The sequence below is a fragment of the Micrococcus sp. PSi08 genome (genome assembly GCF_054960655.1).
Map to the genome: position 1 here is coordinate 1 of NZ_JBHNYP010000020.1, position 15990 is coordinate 15990.

At 74.2% G+C, this 15990-nt stretch carries 14 protein-coding genes and 1 tRNA gene; 6 read left to right on the forward strand and 9 right to left on the reverse strand.

The window, feature by feature from the left end; all coding sequences use genetic code 11:
* Positions 1-39: 39 nt before the first annotated feature.
* The 7 genes from ACFI33_RS08100 to ACFI33_RS08130 all read right to left on the reverse strand — a co-directional run bounded on the left by ACFI33_RS08100 (position 40) and on the right by ACFI33_RS08130 (position 8604).
* Positions 40-1455: an NAD-dependent succinate-semialdehyde dehydrogenase gene (locus tag ACFI33_RS08100; RefSeq protein WP_036381712.1), complete on the reverse strand. Its 1416-nt coding sequence runs from the start codon at positions 1453-1455 to the stop codon at positions 40-42.
* A 63-nt stretch (positions 1456-1518) separates the two neighbouring features.
* Positions 1519-2268, reverse strand: coding sequence for a DNA-3-methyladenine glycosylase I (locus ACFI33_RS08105; RefSeq protein WP_020624982.1), 750 nt, complete (start codon positions 2266-2268; stop codon positions 1519-1521).
* 105 nt (positions 2269-2373) lie between these two features.
* Positions 2374-3045, reverse strand: a complete 672-nt coding sequence (locus tag ACFI33_RS08110; protein WP_101965573.1) for an ABC transporter ATP-binding protein — start codon at positions 3043-3045, stop codon at positions 2374-2376.
* Positions 3045-4181: a hypothetical protein gene (locus ACFI33_RS08115; protein WP_462623924.1), complete on the reverse strand. Its 1137-nt coding sequence runs from the start codon at positions 4179-4181 to the stop codon at positions 3045-3047. The genes ACFI33_RS08110 and ACFI33_RS08115 overlap by 1 nt, the downstream gene beginning before the upstream one ends.
* Positions 4178-5098: a hypothetical protein gene (locus ACFI33_RS08120; protein WP_129866938.1), complete on the reverse strand. Its 921-nt coding sequence runs from the start codon at positions 5096-5098 to the stop codon at positions 4178-4180. The genes ACFI33_RS08115 and ACFI33_RS08120 overlap by 4 nt, the downstream gene beginning before the upstream one ends.
* Before the next feature lie 370 nt (positions 5099-5468).
* Positions 5469-7274: a phosphomethylpyrimidine synthase ThiC gene (thiC, locus tag ACFI33_RS08125; protein WP_036341386.1), complete on the reverse strand. Its 1806-nt coding sequence runs from the start codon at positions 7272-7274 to the stop codon at positions 5469-5471.
* 172 nt (positions 7275-7446) lie between these two features.
* On the reverse strand, positions 7447-8604 hold the full coding sequence (locus tag ACFI33_RS08130) for a YkvI family membrane protein (protein ID WP_044659217.1): 1158 nt from the start codon (positions 8602-8604) through the stop codon (positions 7447-7449).
* A 73-nt stretch (positions 8605-8677) separates the two neighbouring features.
* Between ACFI33_RS08130 and thiD the strand changes: the two genes are divergently transcribed.
* Entirely contained in the window at positions 8678-9532 is an 855-nt protein-coding gene (thiD, locus tag ACFI33_RS08135) for a bifunctional hydroxymethylpyrimidine kinase/phosphomethylpyrimidine kinase (RefSeq protein ID WP_044659216.1), read from the forward strand.
* Positions 9533-9728: 196 nt separating this feature from the next.
* Here thiD and ACFI33_RS08140 read toward each other — a convergent pair.
* Together ACFI33_RS08140 and thiE are read right to left on the reverse strand one after the other, a co-directional pair.
* A tRNA-Arg gene (locus ACFI33_RS08140) sits at positions 9729-9801 on the reverse strand.
* Between the two features lie 86 nt (positions 9802-9887).
* Positions 9888-10631, reverse strand: a complete 744-nt coding sequence (gene thiE, locus ACFI33_RS08145) for a thiamine phosphate synthase (RefSeq protein WP_036316591.1) — start codon at positions 10629-10631, stop codon at positions 9888-9890.
* A 145-nt stretch (positions 10632-10776) separates the two neighbouring features.
* Between thiE and ACFI33_RS08150 the strand changes: the two genes are divergently transcribed.
* The 5 genes from ACFI33_RS08150 to argS all read left to right on the forward strand — a co-directional run bounded on the left by ACFI33_RS08150 (position 10777) and on the right by argS (position 15986).
* The gene (locus ACFI33_RS08150; RefSeq protein WP_073115808.1) at positions 10777-11946 is read left to right on the forward strand and encodes an FAD-dependent oxidoreductase; all 1170 of its coding nucleotides are present in this window, start codon (positions 10777-10779) and stop codon (positions 11944-11946) included.
* Entirely contained in the window at positions 11943-12185 is a 243-nt protein-coding gene (thiS, locus tag ACFI33_RS08155) for a sulfur carrier protein ThiS (protein ID WP_036381688.1), read from the forward strand. Before ACFI33_RS08150 ends, thiS begins: the two co-directional genes overlap by 4 nt.
* Positions 12186-12188: 3 nt before the next feature.
* Entirely contained in the window at positions 12189-13007 is an 819-nt protein-coding gene (locus ACFI33_RS08160; protein ID WP_036316581.1) for a thiazole synthase, read from the forward strand.
* On the forward strand, positions 13004-14200 hold the full coding sequence (gene moeB / locus ACFI33_RS08165; protein WP_462623927.1) for a molybdopterin-synthase adenylyltransferase MoeB: 1197 nt from the start codon (positions 13004-13006) through the stop codon (positions 14198-14200). Before ACFI33_RS08160 ends, moeB begins: the two co-directional genes overlap by 4 nt.
* 115 nt (positions 14201-14315) lie before the next feature.
* The gene (gene argS, locus ACFI33_RS08170; protein ID WP_285140280.1) at positions 14316-15986 is read left to right on the forward strand and encodes an arginine--tRNA ligase; all 1671 of its coding nucleotides are present in this window, start codon (positions 14316-14318) and stop codon (positions 15984-15986) included.
* Positions 15987-15990: the final 4 nt, after the last annotated feature.

Consider the following 15990-nt stretch of genomic DNA (forward strand, 5'->3'; position numbering starts at 1 on the left):
GACGGAGCGGGAGACCCGTCCGGCCGACCCGGCCCCGGGTCAGCCCTCCAGGGGGCCCTGCACCGCGTACAGGCGCTTGTTGGCGAACTCGTCCACGGCCATGGGGCCGAGCTCGCGGCCGAAGCCCGAGCGCTTCACGCCGCCGAAGGGCAGGTTCGCGCCGGCGGCGGAGGCGAGGTTCACGTTCGCCATCCCCACCTCGAGCTGGTCGGCCACGCGCTTGGCCTCGTCCAGGTCCGTGGAGAACACGGCGCCGCCGAGACCGTACTGGGAGTCGTTGGCCAGCGCCACGGCCTCCTCGGCCGAGGACACCTTGTAGACCACGGCGGCCATGCCGAACAGCTCCTGCGTGTAGGCGGGGTTCTCCTGGTCCACGTCCGTGATCACGGCCGGGGAGACGTAGAAGCCCTCGCCCTCCGGGCCGGAGACGCGCTCGCCGCCCACGTGGACGGTGGCGCCGGCCTCCTTGGCCGCGGCGATCTGCTCGGTGAGCCCGTCGGCCGCGGACTCGGAGGACAGCGGGCCGTAGACGTCGGCGTCGCGCGAGGTCGGGTCGCCGGGCTTCATCGCCGAGGAGCGCTGGACCAGCTCATCCACGAAGTCGTCGTAGATGTCCTCCATGACGATCATGCGCTTGTTCGAGTTGCAGGCCTGGCCCCAGTTGCCCATCCGGGTGGCCAGTGCGTCGCGGGCGGCGGCGCGGGCGTCCGGCGCGGAGAGCACGATGTACGGATCGGAGCCGCCGAGCTCGAGCACAACCTTCTTGAGGTGCCGACCGGCCTGCTCGGCGACGGTGGCGCCGGCCCGCTCCGAACCGGTGAGGGACACGCCCTGCACGCGCGGATCGGCGATGATCGTGGAGATCTGGTCGTGGGTGGCGAACACGTTCTGGTACACGCCCTCCGGGAGCCCGGCTTCGGTGAAGAGCTCTTCCAGCAGCTGCGCCACCTGCGGGTTGATCTCGGCGTGCTTGAGCAGGATGGTGTTGCCCAGCACGAGGTTCGGCGCCACGAAACGGGCCACCTGGTACACCGGGAAGTTCCACGGCATGATCCCCAGCAGCGGGCCGAGCGGCAGCCGCTGGATGAACGCCTCCTGCCCGGAGAACTGCTTGATCCGCTGGTCCGCGAGCAGCTCCTCGGCCTCGTCCGCGTAGTACCCGAAGATCTGGGCGCCGTAGCGCACCTCGCCGACTGCCGCGCCGAGGGACTTGCCCATCTCCGTGGTGATCAGCGCGGCGATGTCCTTGGAGCGCTCGGCCAGCAGCTCGGAGATCCGCTTCACGACGGCGGCGCGCTCGGCCACCGACTTCCGGGACCACTGCTCGTACGCGGCCTGCGAGGCGTCGAGGGCGTCGGCGATCTGCTGGTCCGTGGCGTTGTCGAAGGACTTCAGCAGCTCCCCGGTGGCCGGGTTGATCGTGCGGTAGCCCTGAGAGGCGGAGGTGGTGGTCATCAGTCGTCACCCTTTCGTGTGGACGTCCTGCGTTGAGCTCCCCATCCTGCCGGAGGCCCCCGCTCACTCCCAGATCCCGGACGCCCCTCTTCGCCACGAGCCGAGAAGGTGGGTGTCCACGACCCCGGCGGCCTCCATCAGGGCGAAGCACGTGGTCGGCCCCACGAATCGGCAGCCGTGCGCCTTCAGCGCCCTCGCGAGCGCGCGCGACTCCTCCGAGGCCGAGGGGACCTGCGCCACCGTCTCCGGCCGTGGGGTCGCGGCAGGCTGGTGCGCCCAGACCAGCCCCGCCAGACCGCGGGCCGGCCGGTCGCCGTCGCCGTGCCAGGCGGGGCCCGCGCCGGGGGAGCCCGGGTGCAGCGGGGTGAACCGCTCGCCGCGCATCCCGACGACGGCCTGCGCGTTCGCGATCGCCGCCTCGATCTTGCGCCGGTTCCGGATGATGCCGGGGTCCGCCAGCAGCGCCTCGACCTCCGCGTCCCCGAACGCCGCGACGGCGTCCGCGTCGAAGCCCGCGAACACCTCCCGGAACCGGGGCCGCTTGGCCAGGACGGTCCGCCAGCTCAGGCCCGACTGGAACGCCTCGAGGACGAGGCGCTCGAACAGGCCCCGCTCGTCCGTGACGGGCAGGCCCCACTCCGTGTCGTAGTACTCCCGCAGCAGCGGATCCCGTGCCGCCCACGGCGGGCGGGCCCGCCCGTCCTCACCCACGACGACGCCACTCGGCGGCGCCTGTCGCCCGTCGGCCGGTGGATCCTCGGCGAGGGTGGAGACGGGGGCGGGGAGGCCGTCGTCGGCGTGGTGCGCGCTCATGCATCCGAGCCTAGGAGCGGCCCCGGACATCCGGAACCGGAACGCGACGCCCGGGGACGCCACGCCGTCTGCGGACACCTGTGCAGGAGGCACGGCCGGACCTCGTCACTCGAGCCGCCCGGCCCGCAGCCGCCACGTGTGGTCGCACCGGGCCGCCACGGCGGGGTCGTGCGTGACGACCACGATCGCCCGCTCCGGCTGGGACATGGAGCGGAAGAGCCCCATCACCTCGTCGGTGCGCTCCTCGTCCAGGGCGCCCGTCGGCTCGTCGGCGAGCAGCAGGGAGGGCCCCATGATCACGGCCCGGGCGATGGCCACGCGCTGGCGCTCGCCGCCGGAGAGCCGGCCGACGGGGTGGTGGAGACGGTCTCCGAGCCCGAGGCGCGTCAGAAGCTCGGCGGCCATGGTGCGGCGCTCCCGCTTCGAGGTGCGCGGCCGCGCGTAGAGCAGCGGCAGGGCCGCGTTGTCCACGGCGGTCGCCCGATCGATGAGCAGATGGTCCTGGAGCACGATGCCGCACGTCCGGTTCCGGTAGGCGTCGCCGTCGGACGACCACGGTGCCGGCAGGCTCCGCCCGGCCACACGGATGCTCCCGGCGTCCGGTGTGTCAAGGCAGGCGAGGAGCCGCAGCAGGGTCGACTTGCCGGACCCGGAGGGTCCCATGATCGCGTGGACGCCGCCCCCGGGGACCTGGAGCGAGACGCCGCGGAGCACGGGGACATCCCCGGCGGGGCCGCGGTAGGAGCGGTGTACGTCGTGCACGGTGAGCAGGGACATCACACGGTCCTTTCGACGAGTGCCGCCGTGCGGACGGCCCGGTGCAGCTGGCGGAGGGGATGACGGGTGCACGCAGCGGCGATCGCCAAGACGACCGCCAGCCCGACCACGACGACGGCAGGCGCCGGACGCAGTCCGCCCGCTTCCGAGGCGATGCCGAGGCCGAGCAACGATCCGAGCACGGCCGGAATGCCCCATACCGCGGCCACGGATGTGGCGATCCGGAGCCGGATCAGTCGTCTGGGCGCCCCGACCGTCAGGTGCGCCAGCCACGTGGGCGTGAGTCGACGGGTCATGGTCGTCAGGAGGCTCACCACCGTCACGACGGCGCTGGCAAGCCCGGCGGTGTAGGCGGTGACCATGAGCGCGGCACCGCGGGCTTCTCGGGCGATCGGAGACCTGGCCGAGGCGATCGGGGCCAACTCGGCGACCACGCCCGTCTCGTCCTCGAGGACGTCGAGTGCCGCTCTCACCTCGGAGGCCGCGTCCTGGCGTGCCACGACGGAACCGTAGACCGCCGCGAGCTGGGCCGGTTCGATCAGGCCGGCCATGGTCGTCGTGCTGGTGACGATGACGGGCGACTCACCCAGGGGCCAGAGGGATCCGTCGGCCCGCGGCGCGGCCGCGTCCCCGGGGAGTGGGCCGGCATAGCTGTGGGGTGTGGACCCCACGTACACGGTGCCGCCCGGTGCCCCGGAGGTGATCGCGGCGGGAGCGAAGTACACACCCTCGGCGGGACTGACGGCAGCGGCAGCGCCGAACTCCCGGGCCAGACCAGGCGTGGCGATGATCGCCCCCTGCAGCCGGGGGTCCTCGATTCCGATGGCGTCCGTCACGAGAAAGGCACGGGGGTCGACTCCGTCGACATGGGCGGCGAACGCCCGGGAGACGGTGTCGACGGCGCGGGGGCGGAGGTCGGTCGTGACGGCGGGGTCCAGAATCCTGGCTGTCACCAGGCCCGACGACTCGGCGTCCTCGAGCACCTCGAGCGCCGTGGTCACCCCGCCGGCGACGCCCAGGGCCAGTCCGAACACGACCGACGCCACGGTCGTGTGCAGCAGGGACAGGAACAGCAGTCCGGGCGTGTCGAACAGGTCGCGGAGGCCGTCCGCAACGGCCCGCATGGCTGCCATCATGCGTGTGCCCTTCGGACCCAGAGGGTGGACAGGGTCGTGCTGAGGATGAGGATGGCGTCCACGACGAGCACGGCGGACCAGAGGAGAGCGGTGTCCCCCGTGAGCCCGATCTCCGCGTCCCACCGGGGCCATGCCACGAGCCAGACTCCGCCGGCACTCGCGGCGGCGGTCGCCCAGGCGAGCATGGCGGGCCGGACACCGAGCCGGGCCGCTCGCAGCGGGGAGGCACCGACGAGGCGGTGCGAGGTGACGGCAGGGAGCAGTCGACTGCGCAGGGTCGTGCGCCAGACGACCTGTGCGCCCAGCAGGGCGAAGCCGGCGATCACGGCGAGCAGGGGCACGTGGACACTGCGTCGCATCGCTGCCTCCCACGGCGGCGGGAGCGGGACGACGTCGACGACGACACCGGCCCGCCGCAGCGATTGGACGAGCTCGTCGACCTGGGCCGGTGAGCCGCCGATCACGCCGGCAAGGGACGAACTGTCGGTGGAGAGGAACGGGACCAGGAGGTCTGCTTCGGTGGCGCAATCCGGCGCGGAGGAGAGGTCTCGGACGACGACCCGATCGACGTCCGGCCAGCTCAGTTCGCCCGCAGCGGCACGTGCGGCAAAGGGGGAGGTGCTGGGGACGACCGCGGTCGGGGCGACGCCATCCGGGAGCACGTCCAGAGCAGGTCGGCCGGCGAGGGCAGTCACGTGGGGGCTCGTGGACGTGGCCGCAGAGCCGGAGTCCGGTCCCGTCAGCGACGTCCGGATCATGGGCCAGGCCTCGCCAGCGGGGAATGCCGAGATCTCGTACACCGTGCCGTCCATGCGCCAGCGTTCCTCCTTCTCCACCCCGACGTAGGACGCGAGGAGCGCTGCTGTTCCGAGCGTGATCAGGAGAAGGAGGAATCTCGAGACGAGCATCCGGGTCATCACGGCTGGCCCGAGGAGAGCTGAGCGGCTGGATGATGCCTCACCTGGGAAGCGCCCCTGGGGTGCGGACCGGCGGGGTCATGTCGACTTTCACGTCATATTCCATCCACTCAATTCCTGTGGGCGAATGGGACACGCATCACAGGGGCCTGACGGAATAGTGAGCCCAGTGTGTGTGTGAGTCAAGAGGCATCACCACTCGATCGACCACCGAGCGCACTGCCCCGTCCGTGGGGCCGCGCCTTCGCCGTCCCGGAGGGCCTTGTCCTGGCGATCGCGTCATGACCTGGTGGCGGCCCTCAGGTCATGACGCGATCGTCAGGTGGCGCAGGGGCGGGCCATCCCGCCCCACCTCACCCCGCGTCCGGCCTCAGGCGTCCGAGGCGGTGCGGATCGTCGGCTCGGGCAGGTACACGGACCCGCCGGCGGCCCGGAACTCCGCGGACTTCGCGGCCATGCCGGCCTCGGCGATCCGCGCCTGCTCGGACGCGCCGCCGAACTCGCTGCGGATGTCCTGGCTGATGCGCATGGAGCAGAACTTCGGCCCGCACATCGAGCAGAAGTGGGCGGTCTTGGCGGGCTCGGCCGGCAGCGTCTCGTCGTGGTACTCCTCGGCGAGCTGCGGATCCAGGCCGAGGCCGAACTGGTCGCGCCAGCGGAACTCGAAGCGCGCCTTGGACAGCGCGTCATCGCGGTCGCGGGCGCCGGGGTGGCCCTTGGCGACGTCGGCGGCGTGCGCGGCGATCTTGTAGGTGATCACGCCCGTCTTCACGTCGTCCCGGTCCGGCAGGCCCAGGTGCTCCTTGGGCGTGACATAGCAGAGCATCGCGGTGCCGTAGCGGGCGATCTCGGTGGCGCCGATGGCCGAGGTGATGTGGTCGTACGCCGGGGCGATGTCCGTGACGAGGGGGCCGAGCGTGTAGAACGGGGCGCCCTTGCACAGCTCCTGCTGGCGCTCCACGTTCTCCCGCACCAGGTGCAGCGGGATGTGGCCGGGGCCCTCCACCATGACCTGGACGTCGTACGCCCACGCCCGCTCCGTCAGCTCGGCGAGCGTGTCGAGCTCGGCGAACTGGGCGGCGTCGTTGGCGTCCGCCACGGAGCCCGGCCGCAGGCCGTCGCCCAGGGAGAACGCGACGTCGTAGCGCGCGAAGATCTCGCAGAGCTCGTCGTAGTTCTCGTAGAGGAAGTTCTCCTTGTGGTGGCCCAGGCACCAGCCGGCCATGATCGAGCCGCCGCGGGAGACGATGCCGGTCACGCGGTCCGCGGACAGCGGCACGTGGCGCAGCAGCACGCCGGCGTGCACGGTCATGTAGTCCACGCCCTGCTCGCACTGCTCGATCACGGTGTCGCGGAAGATCTCCCAGGTCAGGGCCTGGTGGTCGCCGCCGACCTTCTCGAGGGCCTGGTAGATCGGCACGGTGCCGATCGGCACGGGGGAGTTGCGCAGGATCCACTCGCGGGTGGTGTGGATGTCGTCGCCCGTGGACAGGTCCATCACGGTGTCCGCGCCCCAGCGGGTGGCCCACTGCAGCTTCGAGACCTCCTCGGCGATCGACGACGTCACCGCCGAGTTGCCGATGTTCGCGTTGACCTTCACGGCGAACGCCTTGCCGATGATCATCGGCTCCGACTCGGGGTGGTTCACGTTCGCCGGGATGATGGCGCGGCCGGCCGCGACCTCGGAGCGCACCAGCTCCACGTCCACGCCCTCGCGCAGGGCGACGTAGCGCATCTCCGGGGTGATCTCGCCGCGCCGGGCGTAGTGCATCTGGGTGACGCGCGCGCCCTCCTTGGCGCGCAGCGGGGGGCGGCGCTCGCCGGCCCACTCCTGTGAGGCGGCGCCGCGGCGCACGGCCGAGCGGCCGTCGTCGAGCAGGTCGCGCTCGCGGCCCTCGTACTCCTCGACGTCGCCGCGGGCGCGGATCCACTCGGCGCGCTGGGCCGGCAGGCCGCGCTCGGGCACGGAGCCCGGGCCCATGGTGCGGTAGACGGTCAGGGGCGCGTTGGGCGTGCCGTCGGGGGAGTCGTCCTGGTGGACCTCGGTGACGGGCACGCGGATGCCGTGCTCGGCGTCCTCGAGCCATCCCAGACGGTGCGTGGGGTAGTTCTCCTCGGCGACGACCTCGGCCGTCGACTCGGCTGCGGGCAGGGGGGTGCGCTCGGAAACGGACATGGCCGCTGCTCCTTCTTCCTTCGCCGGAATGACCCGGACAGGTTCAGACGGTCTCCGGGCGGCGTCAGCCCGGTCTCAGCCCCGTGCCGTGGGGCTCCCGTGGGATGCGAGCGACCCTAGCACGTCCCCCGCGGCGCCTCACCGTCCGCCGTCCGGCCATGCGGCCGGGCGCTCAGGCGCGCGCCGCGCGGGCCGCCCGGCGGCGTACCGTGGAGCGCTCGACGATCCACGTCACGACCAGCATCACGATGATGACGAGGCCGGCGTAGCCGAGGACGGGGTAGACGGTGCCCACGAGGTCGGAGAAGCCGACGCTCGAGAGCAGGGTGGCGGCCAGGGCCGTGACGACGGCGATGACCCAGCCCGGCACGCGGCGCATCGAGGACAGCAGGGCGATGCGCTCCACCCCGCCGTACAGGCACGAGACCGCCGTCGTGAACTGCGCCAGCAGCAGGACGACCGTGTACAGCAGGGCGGCCCAGCCGCCGATCATCGCGGCCAGCTCGACCATGGGCAGCTCGGCGCGGCCGATGAGCTGGGCGTGGGCGGTCATCGCGGCCATCACCGCGCCGGCCATCACCACGAGGCCCAGGGCCCCGAGCCCGGCCCCGGCGACGAGGGAGCGGCCCGACGAGGAGCTCTCCTCGCCGATCGGGGCGAGCACCGCGTAGGCCAGCTGGATGTTGAAGGCCACGTACAGCACGCCCGAGAGCCACCACTGGTTAATCAGCGGGGACGAGGTCACGAGCGCGGCGACGTCGTCCACCGCGGCCCCCGGGTTCGCCAACCCCCACACCGCGACGCCGACGGCGACCACGATGATCAGGGGGACCACCACGGCCTGGACGCGCACGAGGCCCGTGATGCCGGCCAGCACCGAGACCACGCAGACGGTGGCCATCACCAGCGAGCCCACGAGCGAGGGCAGCCCGAACGCGGTGTGCACCGCCGCCCCGGCCCCGGCCAGCATGATCACCAGCGTCCCCAGCAGGGACGTGGTGATGGACAGGTCCGCGAACCAGGTGGGCACGCGCGACGTCGTGGGGTTCACGATCCGGTGGATGTCCGTGGTCCGCAGCTTCTGCGCCAGCCGCAGCACGATCACCGCGAGCAGGAAGAACAGCGCGCCGGCGATCACGAGCGCCCCCGTGCCGCCCCAGAGGCCGAAGCTCACGAAGTACTGCAGGATCTCGTTGCCCGAGGCGTACCCGGCGCCGATGGTGGTGCCGATGAACGTGGCGGCGATCCCGAGCGGGGAGGTCGGCCGCAGCGGCGCCGACTCCTCGGCTCGGCCGGGGTGCGCGGGAGAGCTCTCTGTGACGTGGGACATGCGACTACATTCTCATGGGCGGGATCGGCCCGGCCCGGGCGGCCGATCCGCCCCGACCCGAAGGAGCCCCCGCATGACCTCCGCCGTCCCCCGTGTGCTCAGCATCGCCGGCTCCGACTCCGGCGGCGGCGCCGGTGTCCAGGCCGACCTGAAGACCATCGCCGCGTGGGGCGGCTACGGGATGACCGCGATCACCGCGATCACCGCCCAGAACACGCAGGGCGTGCAGGCCGTCCACCCGCTGCCGGTGGACGTGGTGCGCGCCCAGCTCGACTCGGTCGCCGCCGACATCGCCGTGGACGCCGTGAAGATCGGCATGCTCGGCACGGTGGAGCTCATGCGGGCCGTCGCCGGCTGGCTCGAGGAGACCCGGCCCGCCGTCGTCGTGCTGGACCCGGTCATGGTGGCCTCGAGCGGGGACGCCCTCACCGCGGTCGGCGACGACGACGGGCGCGCCGCGTGGGCCCGGCTGCTGCGGGTGGCGCACCTGGTGACACCCAACCTGCCCGAGCTGGCCCGGCTGACCGGGCGGGACGCGACGGACTGGGACGCCGCCCTCGACGCGGCGCGGGGCCTGGCCGCCGAGCACGGGGTGACGGTGCTGCTCAAGGGCGGGCACCTGGACGAGACCGAGGCGCCCGAGGCCGCAGCGGCGGAGGTGCCGGACGCCGTCGTGCGCGTGGGCGGGGCCGTGCACGAGGTGCGCGGCCCGCGCGTGACGACCCGCGCCTCGCACGGCACCGGCTGCACCCTCTCCTCGGCCCTGGCCACGCTGGCCGGGGCGGGCCTGAGCTGGGACGACGCACTCGAGCGGGCCAAGCCGTGGCTGGCCGACGCGATGCGGGCGGGGGAGGCGCTCGCGGTCGGGGACGCCTCGCGGCCGACGTGGCACGGGCCCGTCGACCACGGTCATGCGCAGCGGGGCTGAGGGCGGGACCTCCGGGCTTCGACACGTTCGAGGCGGGAAATCCGGCGAATACGCACCTCGGGACGTCCTATGAGGTCGATTTCCCGCCTCGAATGCCGGTGACCCGGACCTCCCGCTCCGCTCGAGCGTCCGGGTCCGCAGAACGCAGAAGAGCCGGACCACCGTGTCGCCACGGGGGTCCGGCTCTGTTCGCTCGTGCCCCCGGCAGGATTCGAACCTGCGGCCTTCTGCTCCGGAGGCAGACGCTCTATCCCCTGAGCTACGGAGGCGGGGGTCGCGACGCGTCGAGCGCGTTGCGGACTCGTCGACTCTACACCATCAGGACGGCCCGTCCGTGACCTCCCCGCGGGGCGCGTCAGCCGGGCAGGCCCGCGCGCAGGGTCCGGGCCGCGGCCTCGGGGTCCTCGGCCTGCGTCACGGCGCGGACCACCACGATCCGTTCCGCCCCGGCCGCGCGGACCTCGGGCAGCCGGTCCGCGTCGACGCCGCCGATGGCGAACCACGGCCGCGCCCCCGCCGGGTCCTCCGCGTCCAGGCGTGCGGCGAGGGTCGGCAGTTCCAGTCCGACGGCGGCCCGGCCCGGCTTCGTGGGCGTCGCCCACACCGGCCCCGTGCAGAAGTAGTCCAGGCCGTCCTCCGCGCGGGCGCCGCGCACCTGCGCCTCGGTGTGGCACGAGCGGCCGAGCACCACGTCCGGGCCCAGCAGGGCGCGGCACTGCGCGGTGGTCAGGTCGGTCTGGCCCGTGTGGAACACGTCCACCCCGGCCAGGGCGGCGACGTCGGCGCGGTCGTTGGCGGCCGAGAGCGCCCCGTGCTCCCGGGCCAGCGGGACGAGCGTGGCGAACGCGGCCAGCTCGACCGCCACGTCCACGGCCTTGTCCCGCACCTGGATCACGTCTACTCCGCCGCGGAACGCCGCCGCGCAGAAGTCGGCGAACGCGGCCGTGTCGAGCGTGCCGTCCGGGCGCAGGAACCGCTGCAGGTCGGTGCAGACGTACAGCCGGGAGGCGGCGAGGCGGGCGCGGCGGCGCGCGCCGGGGCCGGTGCCGCCGTCGTCGCGGCCGGCCGCGGTCATCAGGAGCGGATCGGGGGAGTGCATGCGCCCACTGTGGCAGACTGGCCGCTGTTCCATGGGAGCCCGGGCCGCACACGCCGGGCTGAGAGGGCCGCAGGGGCGCACCGCGCCGGCGCGGCCGACCATCACCACTCGATGCGGGTCATGCCGCCGTGAGGAGGACCGGTCCGTGCACGTGGCCGTCGTCGGGGCCGGGATCATCGGCCTCACCGCCGCCGTGCGTCTGCGTGCCGCAGGCCACGCCGTCACCCTGATCGCCCCCGAGCTGGACGCCGCCGGGCGCCCGCACGCCGTGGCCGGGGCCACCCACGCCGCGGCGGGGATGCTCGCGCCGCTCGCCGAGACCCAGTTCAGCCAGGACGACCTCGCCCCGCTGCTGCAGGCCGGCTGGGAGGCCTACCCGGCCCTCGTGGACCTGCTCGCCGCCTTCACCGATGTGGAGACGGGCTTCCTCGCACAGGGCGCCTGGATCGTGGCCGCGGACCCCTCGGACGCCCGCGCCTGGGACCACGTGCTCGAGCACGCCTCGATCCTCGGTCGCCGGGTCGAGCCCGTCTCCGTCCGCGCGCTGCGCCGCGCCGAGCCCGCCCTGGCCCCGGGCCTGGCCGCCGGCTTCGACGCCCCGGACGACCATCAGGTGGACCCGCGACGGCTCGCCGCCGCCTGCGTCGCCGCCCTGCGCGCCGAGACCGGACCCGACGGCGGCCCGCTCCCGGTCGGCGCCGGACCCGCCGCCCGGTTCGTGGCCGGACGCGTCACCGCCGCCGGCCCGGAGGGCGAGGGGGTGCGCCTCACGCTGGCCGACGGGGGCGTCCTCACCGCCGACGGCGCGGTCCTCGCCGCGGGCCTGGGCCACCGCGGGATCGGCGGCGCGGCCACCGCCGTCGAGGTCCCGCTGCGCCCCGTCCACGGCGACGTGCTGCGTCTGCGGGTGCGCCCCGAGCAGCTGCTGCCGGGGGAGTCGCACCTGATCACCCGCACCGTCCGCGGCCTCGTCCACGGGCGCCAGGTCTACCTCGTGCCCCGCGCGGACGGCACCCTCGTGGTCGGCGCCTCGGCCCGCGAGGACGGCCTGGCCGGCACCTCCGCCGGGGCCGTGCTGGACCTGCTCGCCGACGCCGCCGCGATCCTGCCCGCCGTCCGCGAGTGCGAGCTGGTCGAGATCACCACCGCCGCCCGCCCCGGCACCCCCGACGACGCCCCGCGCGTGCTTACCGTGCCCGAGGCCCCGGGCGCCGTCGTCGCCACCGGCTTCCACCGTCACGGGATCCTGCTCGCCCCCTGGGCGGCCGGGCGGATCCTCGAGCTGCTGCACGCCCGCCTGAAGGAGATCGCATGAGCACCCTCACCCTGACCCTCAACGGAGAGCCCGCCGAGCTGGCCGTGGCCACCGTCCGCGACGTCGTCGCGCACGTCACCGGGCGCGCGATCGGCGAGGACGGCGCCGCCGCGGATGGGCGGCGGCTCGGCGTGGCCGTGGCGGTCGGCGGCGAGGTCGTGCCCCGGTCGGCCTGGGCCACCCGGGCGCTGGCCGCCGGGGACGAGGTCGACGTCGTCACCGCGGTGCAGGGGGGCTGAGCGATGGCCGAGCACCGCACCCCGCCCGCCGCCCCCGCGATCCCGCCGCTGCGGATCGGCGGCTACGACCTGGCCTCCCGGCTCATCATGGGCACGGGCGGCATCACCGACCTCACCGCCCTGGAGGGCGCCCTCGTCGCCTCCGGCACCACGCTCACCACCGTGGCGCTGCGCCGCTGGTCCGCGGACACCCGTGACGGCCTGGTCGCGCTGCTGGACCGCCTCGGTATCGACGTGCTGCCCAACACCGCCGGGTGCTACACCGCCCGGGACGCCGTGCTCACCGCCCGGCTCGGCCGGGAGGCGCTCGAGACCGACCTCGTGAAGGTCGAGGTCATCGCCGACGAGCGCACCCTGCTGCCCGACGTCGTCGAGACCCTCGAGGCCACCGAGCGGCTCGCCGCCGACGGCTTCACCGTCCTGGCCTACACGTCGGACGACCCCGCCATGGCGCTGCGCCTCGAACAGGCCGGCGCCGCCGCCGTCATGCCGCTGGGCTCGCCGATCGGCTCGGGGCTGGGCATCCTCAACCGCGCACACCTGGAGCTGATCGTCTCCCGCGCCTCCGTGCCGATCGTGCTCGACGCCGGCGTGGGCACCGCCTCGGACGTCGCCCTGGCGATGGAGGCCGGCTGCGACGCCGTGCTCGCCGCCTCGGCGATCACGCGCGCCGCCGAGCCCGCCCGCATGGCCCACGCGTGCCGGCTCGCGCTCGAGGCGGGCTTCCACGCCCGCCGTGCCGGGCGCATCCCGCGCCGCGAGCACGCCCTGGCCTCCTCGCCGATGGCCGGGCGGGTCACGGCCGAGGAGGACGAGCGGTGACCGCCGCCCTGGACCCCGCCGCCCGCGAGCCCCGCGACCTCACCGCGCTGTCCGACACCCAGCTCGAGCGCTTCGCCCGCCACCTGAGCCTGGACGGCTTCGGCCCCGAGGCCCAGCTGGCGCTGCTGCGCTCCCGCGTCCTCGTGGTCGGCGCCGGCGGCCTCGGGGCGCCCGTGCTGACCTACCTCGCCGCCGCGGGCGTGGGGGAGGTCCACGTGATCGACGACGACATGGTGGACCGCTCCAACCTGCACCGCCAGGTGATCCACGCCGAGGCGGACCTCGGCCGTCCCAAGACCGCCTCCGCCGCCGCGACGATGCGCGGCCTGCACCCCGAGGTGCGCGTGGTCGAGCACCGCGAACGCCTGACCGCGGCCAACGCGCTCGAACGGGTCGGCGCCGTGGACCTCGTGCTCGACGGCACGGACAACTACGCGACCCGCTACCTCGTGGCCGACGCGTGCGAGATCGCCGGCGTGCCCGTGGTGTGGGGCGCGATCCTGCGGTTCGCGGGGCAGGTGAGCGTGTTCGCCCCGGGCGGGCCGCTGTACCGGGACGTGTTCCCGGAGCGTCCCGAACCCGGCGAGGTGCCCTCGTGCGCGCAGGCCGGGGTGCTCGGGGTGCTGCCCGGGATCATCGGCTCCCTCATGGCGGCCGAGGCGATCAAGCTGCTCTCCGGGGTGGGCGAGCCCCTGGTCGGGCGGCTGCTCTCCGTGGACGCCCTGACGATGCGCTTCCGTGAGCTGCGGCTCGTGGCCGACCCCGAGCGGACCCCCGTGACGGACCTGTCCGCCCACGCGGCCCAGGCCCCCCGCCCGGACGACGCCGGCGCCCCCGGCTCGGCGGAGGCGTGCGGCGCCGCGGGCGAGGAGATCGCCCCCGCCGCGCTGGCCGCCCTGCTCGCCGACCCCGCCCGGGCCGCGTCCCTGACTCTGCTCGACGTCCGCGAGGACTGGGAGCGCCGCCTGCGCCGGGTCGAGGCCCCCGCGGCGGTGGCCGATCGGCACGTCCCGCTCGAGGCCGTCCTCGCGGAGCCGGCGGCCCACGCGCCCGGGCAGGACCGCGTCCTGGTGGTCTACTGCGCCGCCGGAGCCCGCTCGGCCCGGGCGCGGGACGCCGTCGTCGGGGCCGACCCGGGCGCCGGCGGGCGCGTCCTGTCCCTCGCCGGCGGCCTCGCCGCCTGGCCCGCCTGACCCCCCACCCCGACGAACCCTGCGAGATGGCCCCCACCGCGGGCCGGAGGGGGCCATCTCGCAGGGTTCGTTCGCACGCGCACGGGCGCGGCGGCCCTTCCGTAGACTTGCGCGGGTGAAGCCCGAAGACCTCTCCGCCCTGCTGTCCGCTGTCCTCACCGACGCCGTCGATGCCGGTGACCTCCCCGCCGCGCTGCGGGAGGAGATCACCCCCGCGCGCGTGAAGGTGGAGCGACCCCGCAGCCGCGAGCACGGCGACTGGGCCACCAACGTCGCCCTCCAGCTGGGCAAGAAGGCCGGGATGACCCCGCGCGACCTCGCCGGGCTCGTGGCCGAGCGCCTGACCGGGAAGCCGGGCATCGCCGCCGTCGACGTCGCCGGCCCCGGCTTCCTCAACGTCACCCTGGACGCGGCCTCGGCCGGCGCCCTGGCCCGCGAGATCGTCGAGGCCGGCCCGGAGTACGGCCGCAACGACGCCCTGGCCGGGCACACCGTGAACATGGAGTTCGTCTCCGCCAACCCCACCGGCCCGCTGCACATCGGCCACACCCGCTGGGCCGCGCTGGGCGACGCGATCGCACGCCTCCTGCGCGCCTCCGGCGCGGACGTCACCGCCGAGTACTACGTCAACGACGCCGGCAACCAGATGAACGTGTTCGCCGACTCGGTCCTCGCCCGCCTGCACGGCCGTGACGTCCCCGCGGGCGGCTACCCGGGCGCGTACGTGCAGGAGCTGGCCGACGCCGTCGCCCTCGAGCACCCGGACGTGCGCGAGCTGACGGACGAGGCCGCCCGCCCGGTGGTCCGCGAGGCCGCGTACCGGCTCCAGATGCAGGACATCAAGGACACGCTCGCCGCCTTCGACGTGCACTTCGACGTGTTCACCTCGGAGCAGACGCTCCACGACTCCGGCGCGATCGAACAGGCCGTGCAGCGGCTGCGCGAACAGGGCCACATCGAGGACCGCGAGGGCGCCGTGTGGCTCAAGACCACCGACTTCGGCGACGACAAGGACCGCGTGCTCATCCGCGCCAACGGGGAGCCCACCTACTTCGCCGCCGACGCCGCCTACTACCTCCACAAGCGCGACCGCGGCTTCGAGGAGAAGGTGTACCTGCTCGGCGCCGACCACCACGGCTACGTGAACCGCCTCAAGGCGATCGCCGCCGCCGCCGGCGACGACCCGGCGACGAACATCGAGATCCTCATCGGCCAGCTCATCTCGGTCAACGGCGCGAAGCTCTCCAAGCGCGCCGGCAACATCATCGAGCTCAAGGACCTCGTGGAGTGGCTCGGCCGCGACGCCCTGCGCTACGACCTGGCCCGCTACCCCGCGGACTCGCCCCTGACGATCGACCCCGAGCTGCTGCGCTCCGCCACGAACGACAACCCCGTCTACTACGTGCAGTACGCCCACGCCCGCGCCTCGGGCGCGGCGCGCACCGCGCAGGCCCACGGCGTGGACCGCTCCGAGTTCGACGCCGCCCTGCTCACCCACGCCACCGAGTCGGAGCTGCTGGCCCAGCTGGCGGAGTTCCCGGCCGTCGTCGGCGCGGCGGCGCGCCTGCGCGAGCCCCACCGCGTGGCCCGCCACCTCGAGGTGATCGCCGGGGCCTACCACTCGTGGTACGCCGCCTGCCGCATCGTGCCCATGCCCACCGACGACGGGACGCCGCGTCCCGTGGAGACCCTCAACCGCACCCGCCTGTGGCTCAACGACGCCACCGCCCAGGTGCTGGCCAACGGTCTCGGCCTGCTCGGCGTGACCGCCCCGGAGAAGATGTGAGCGC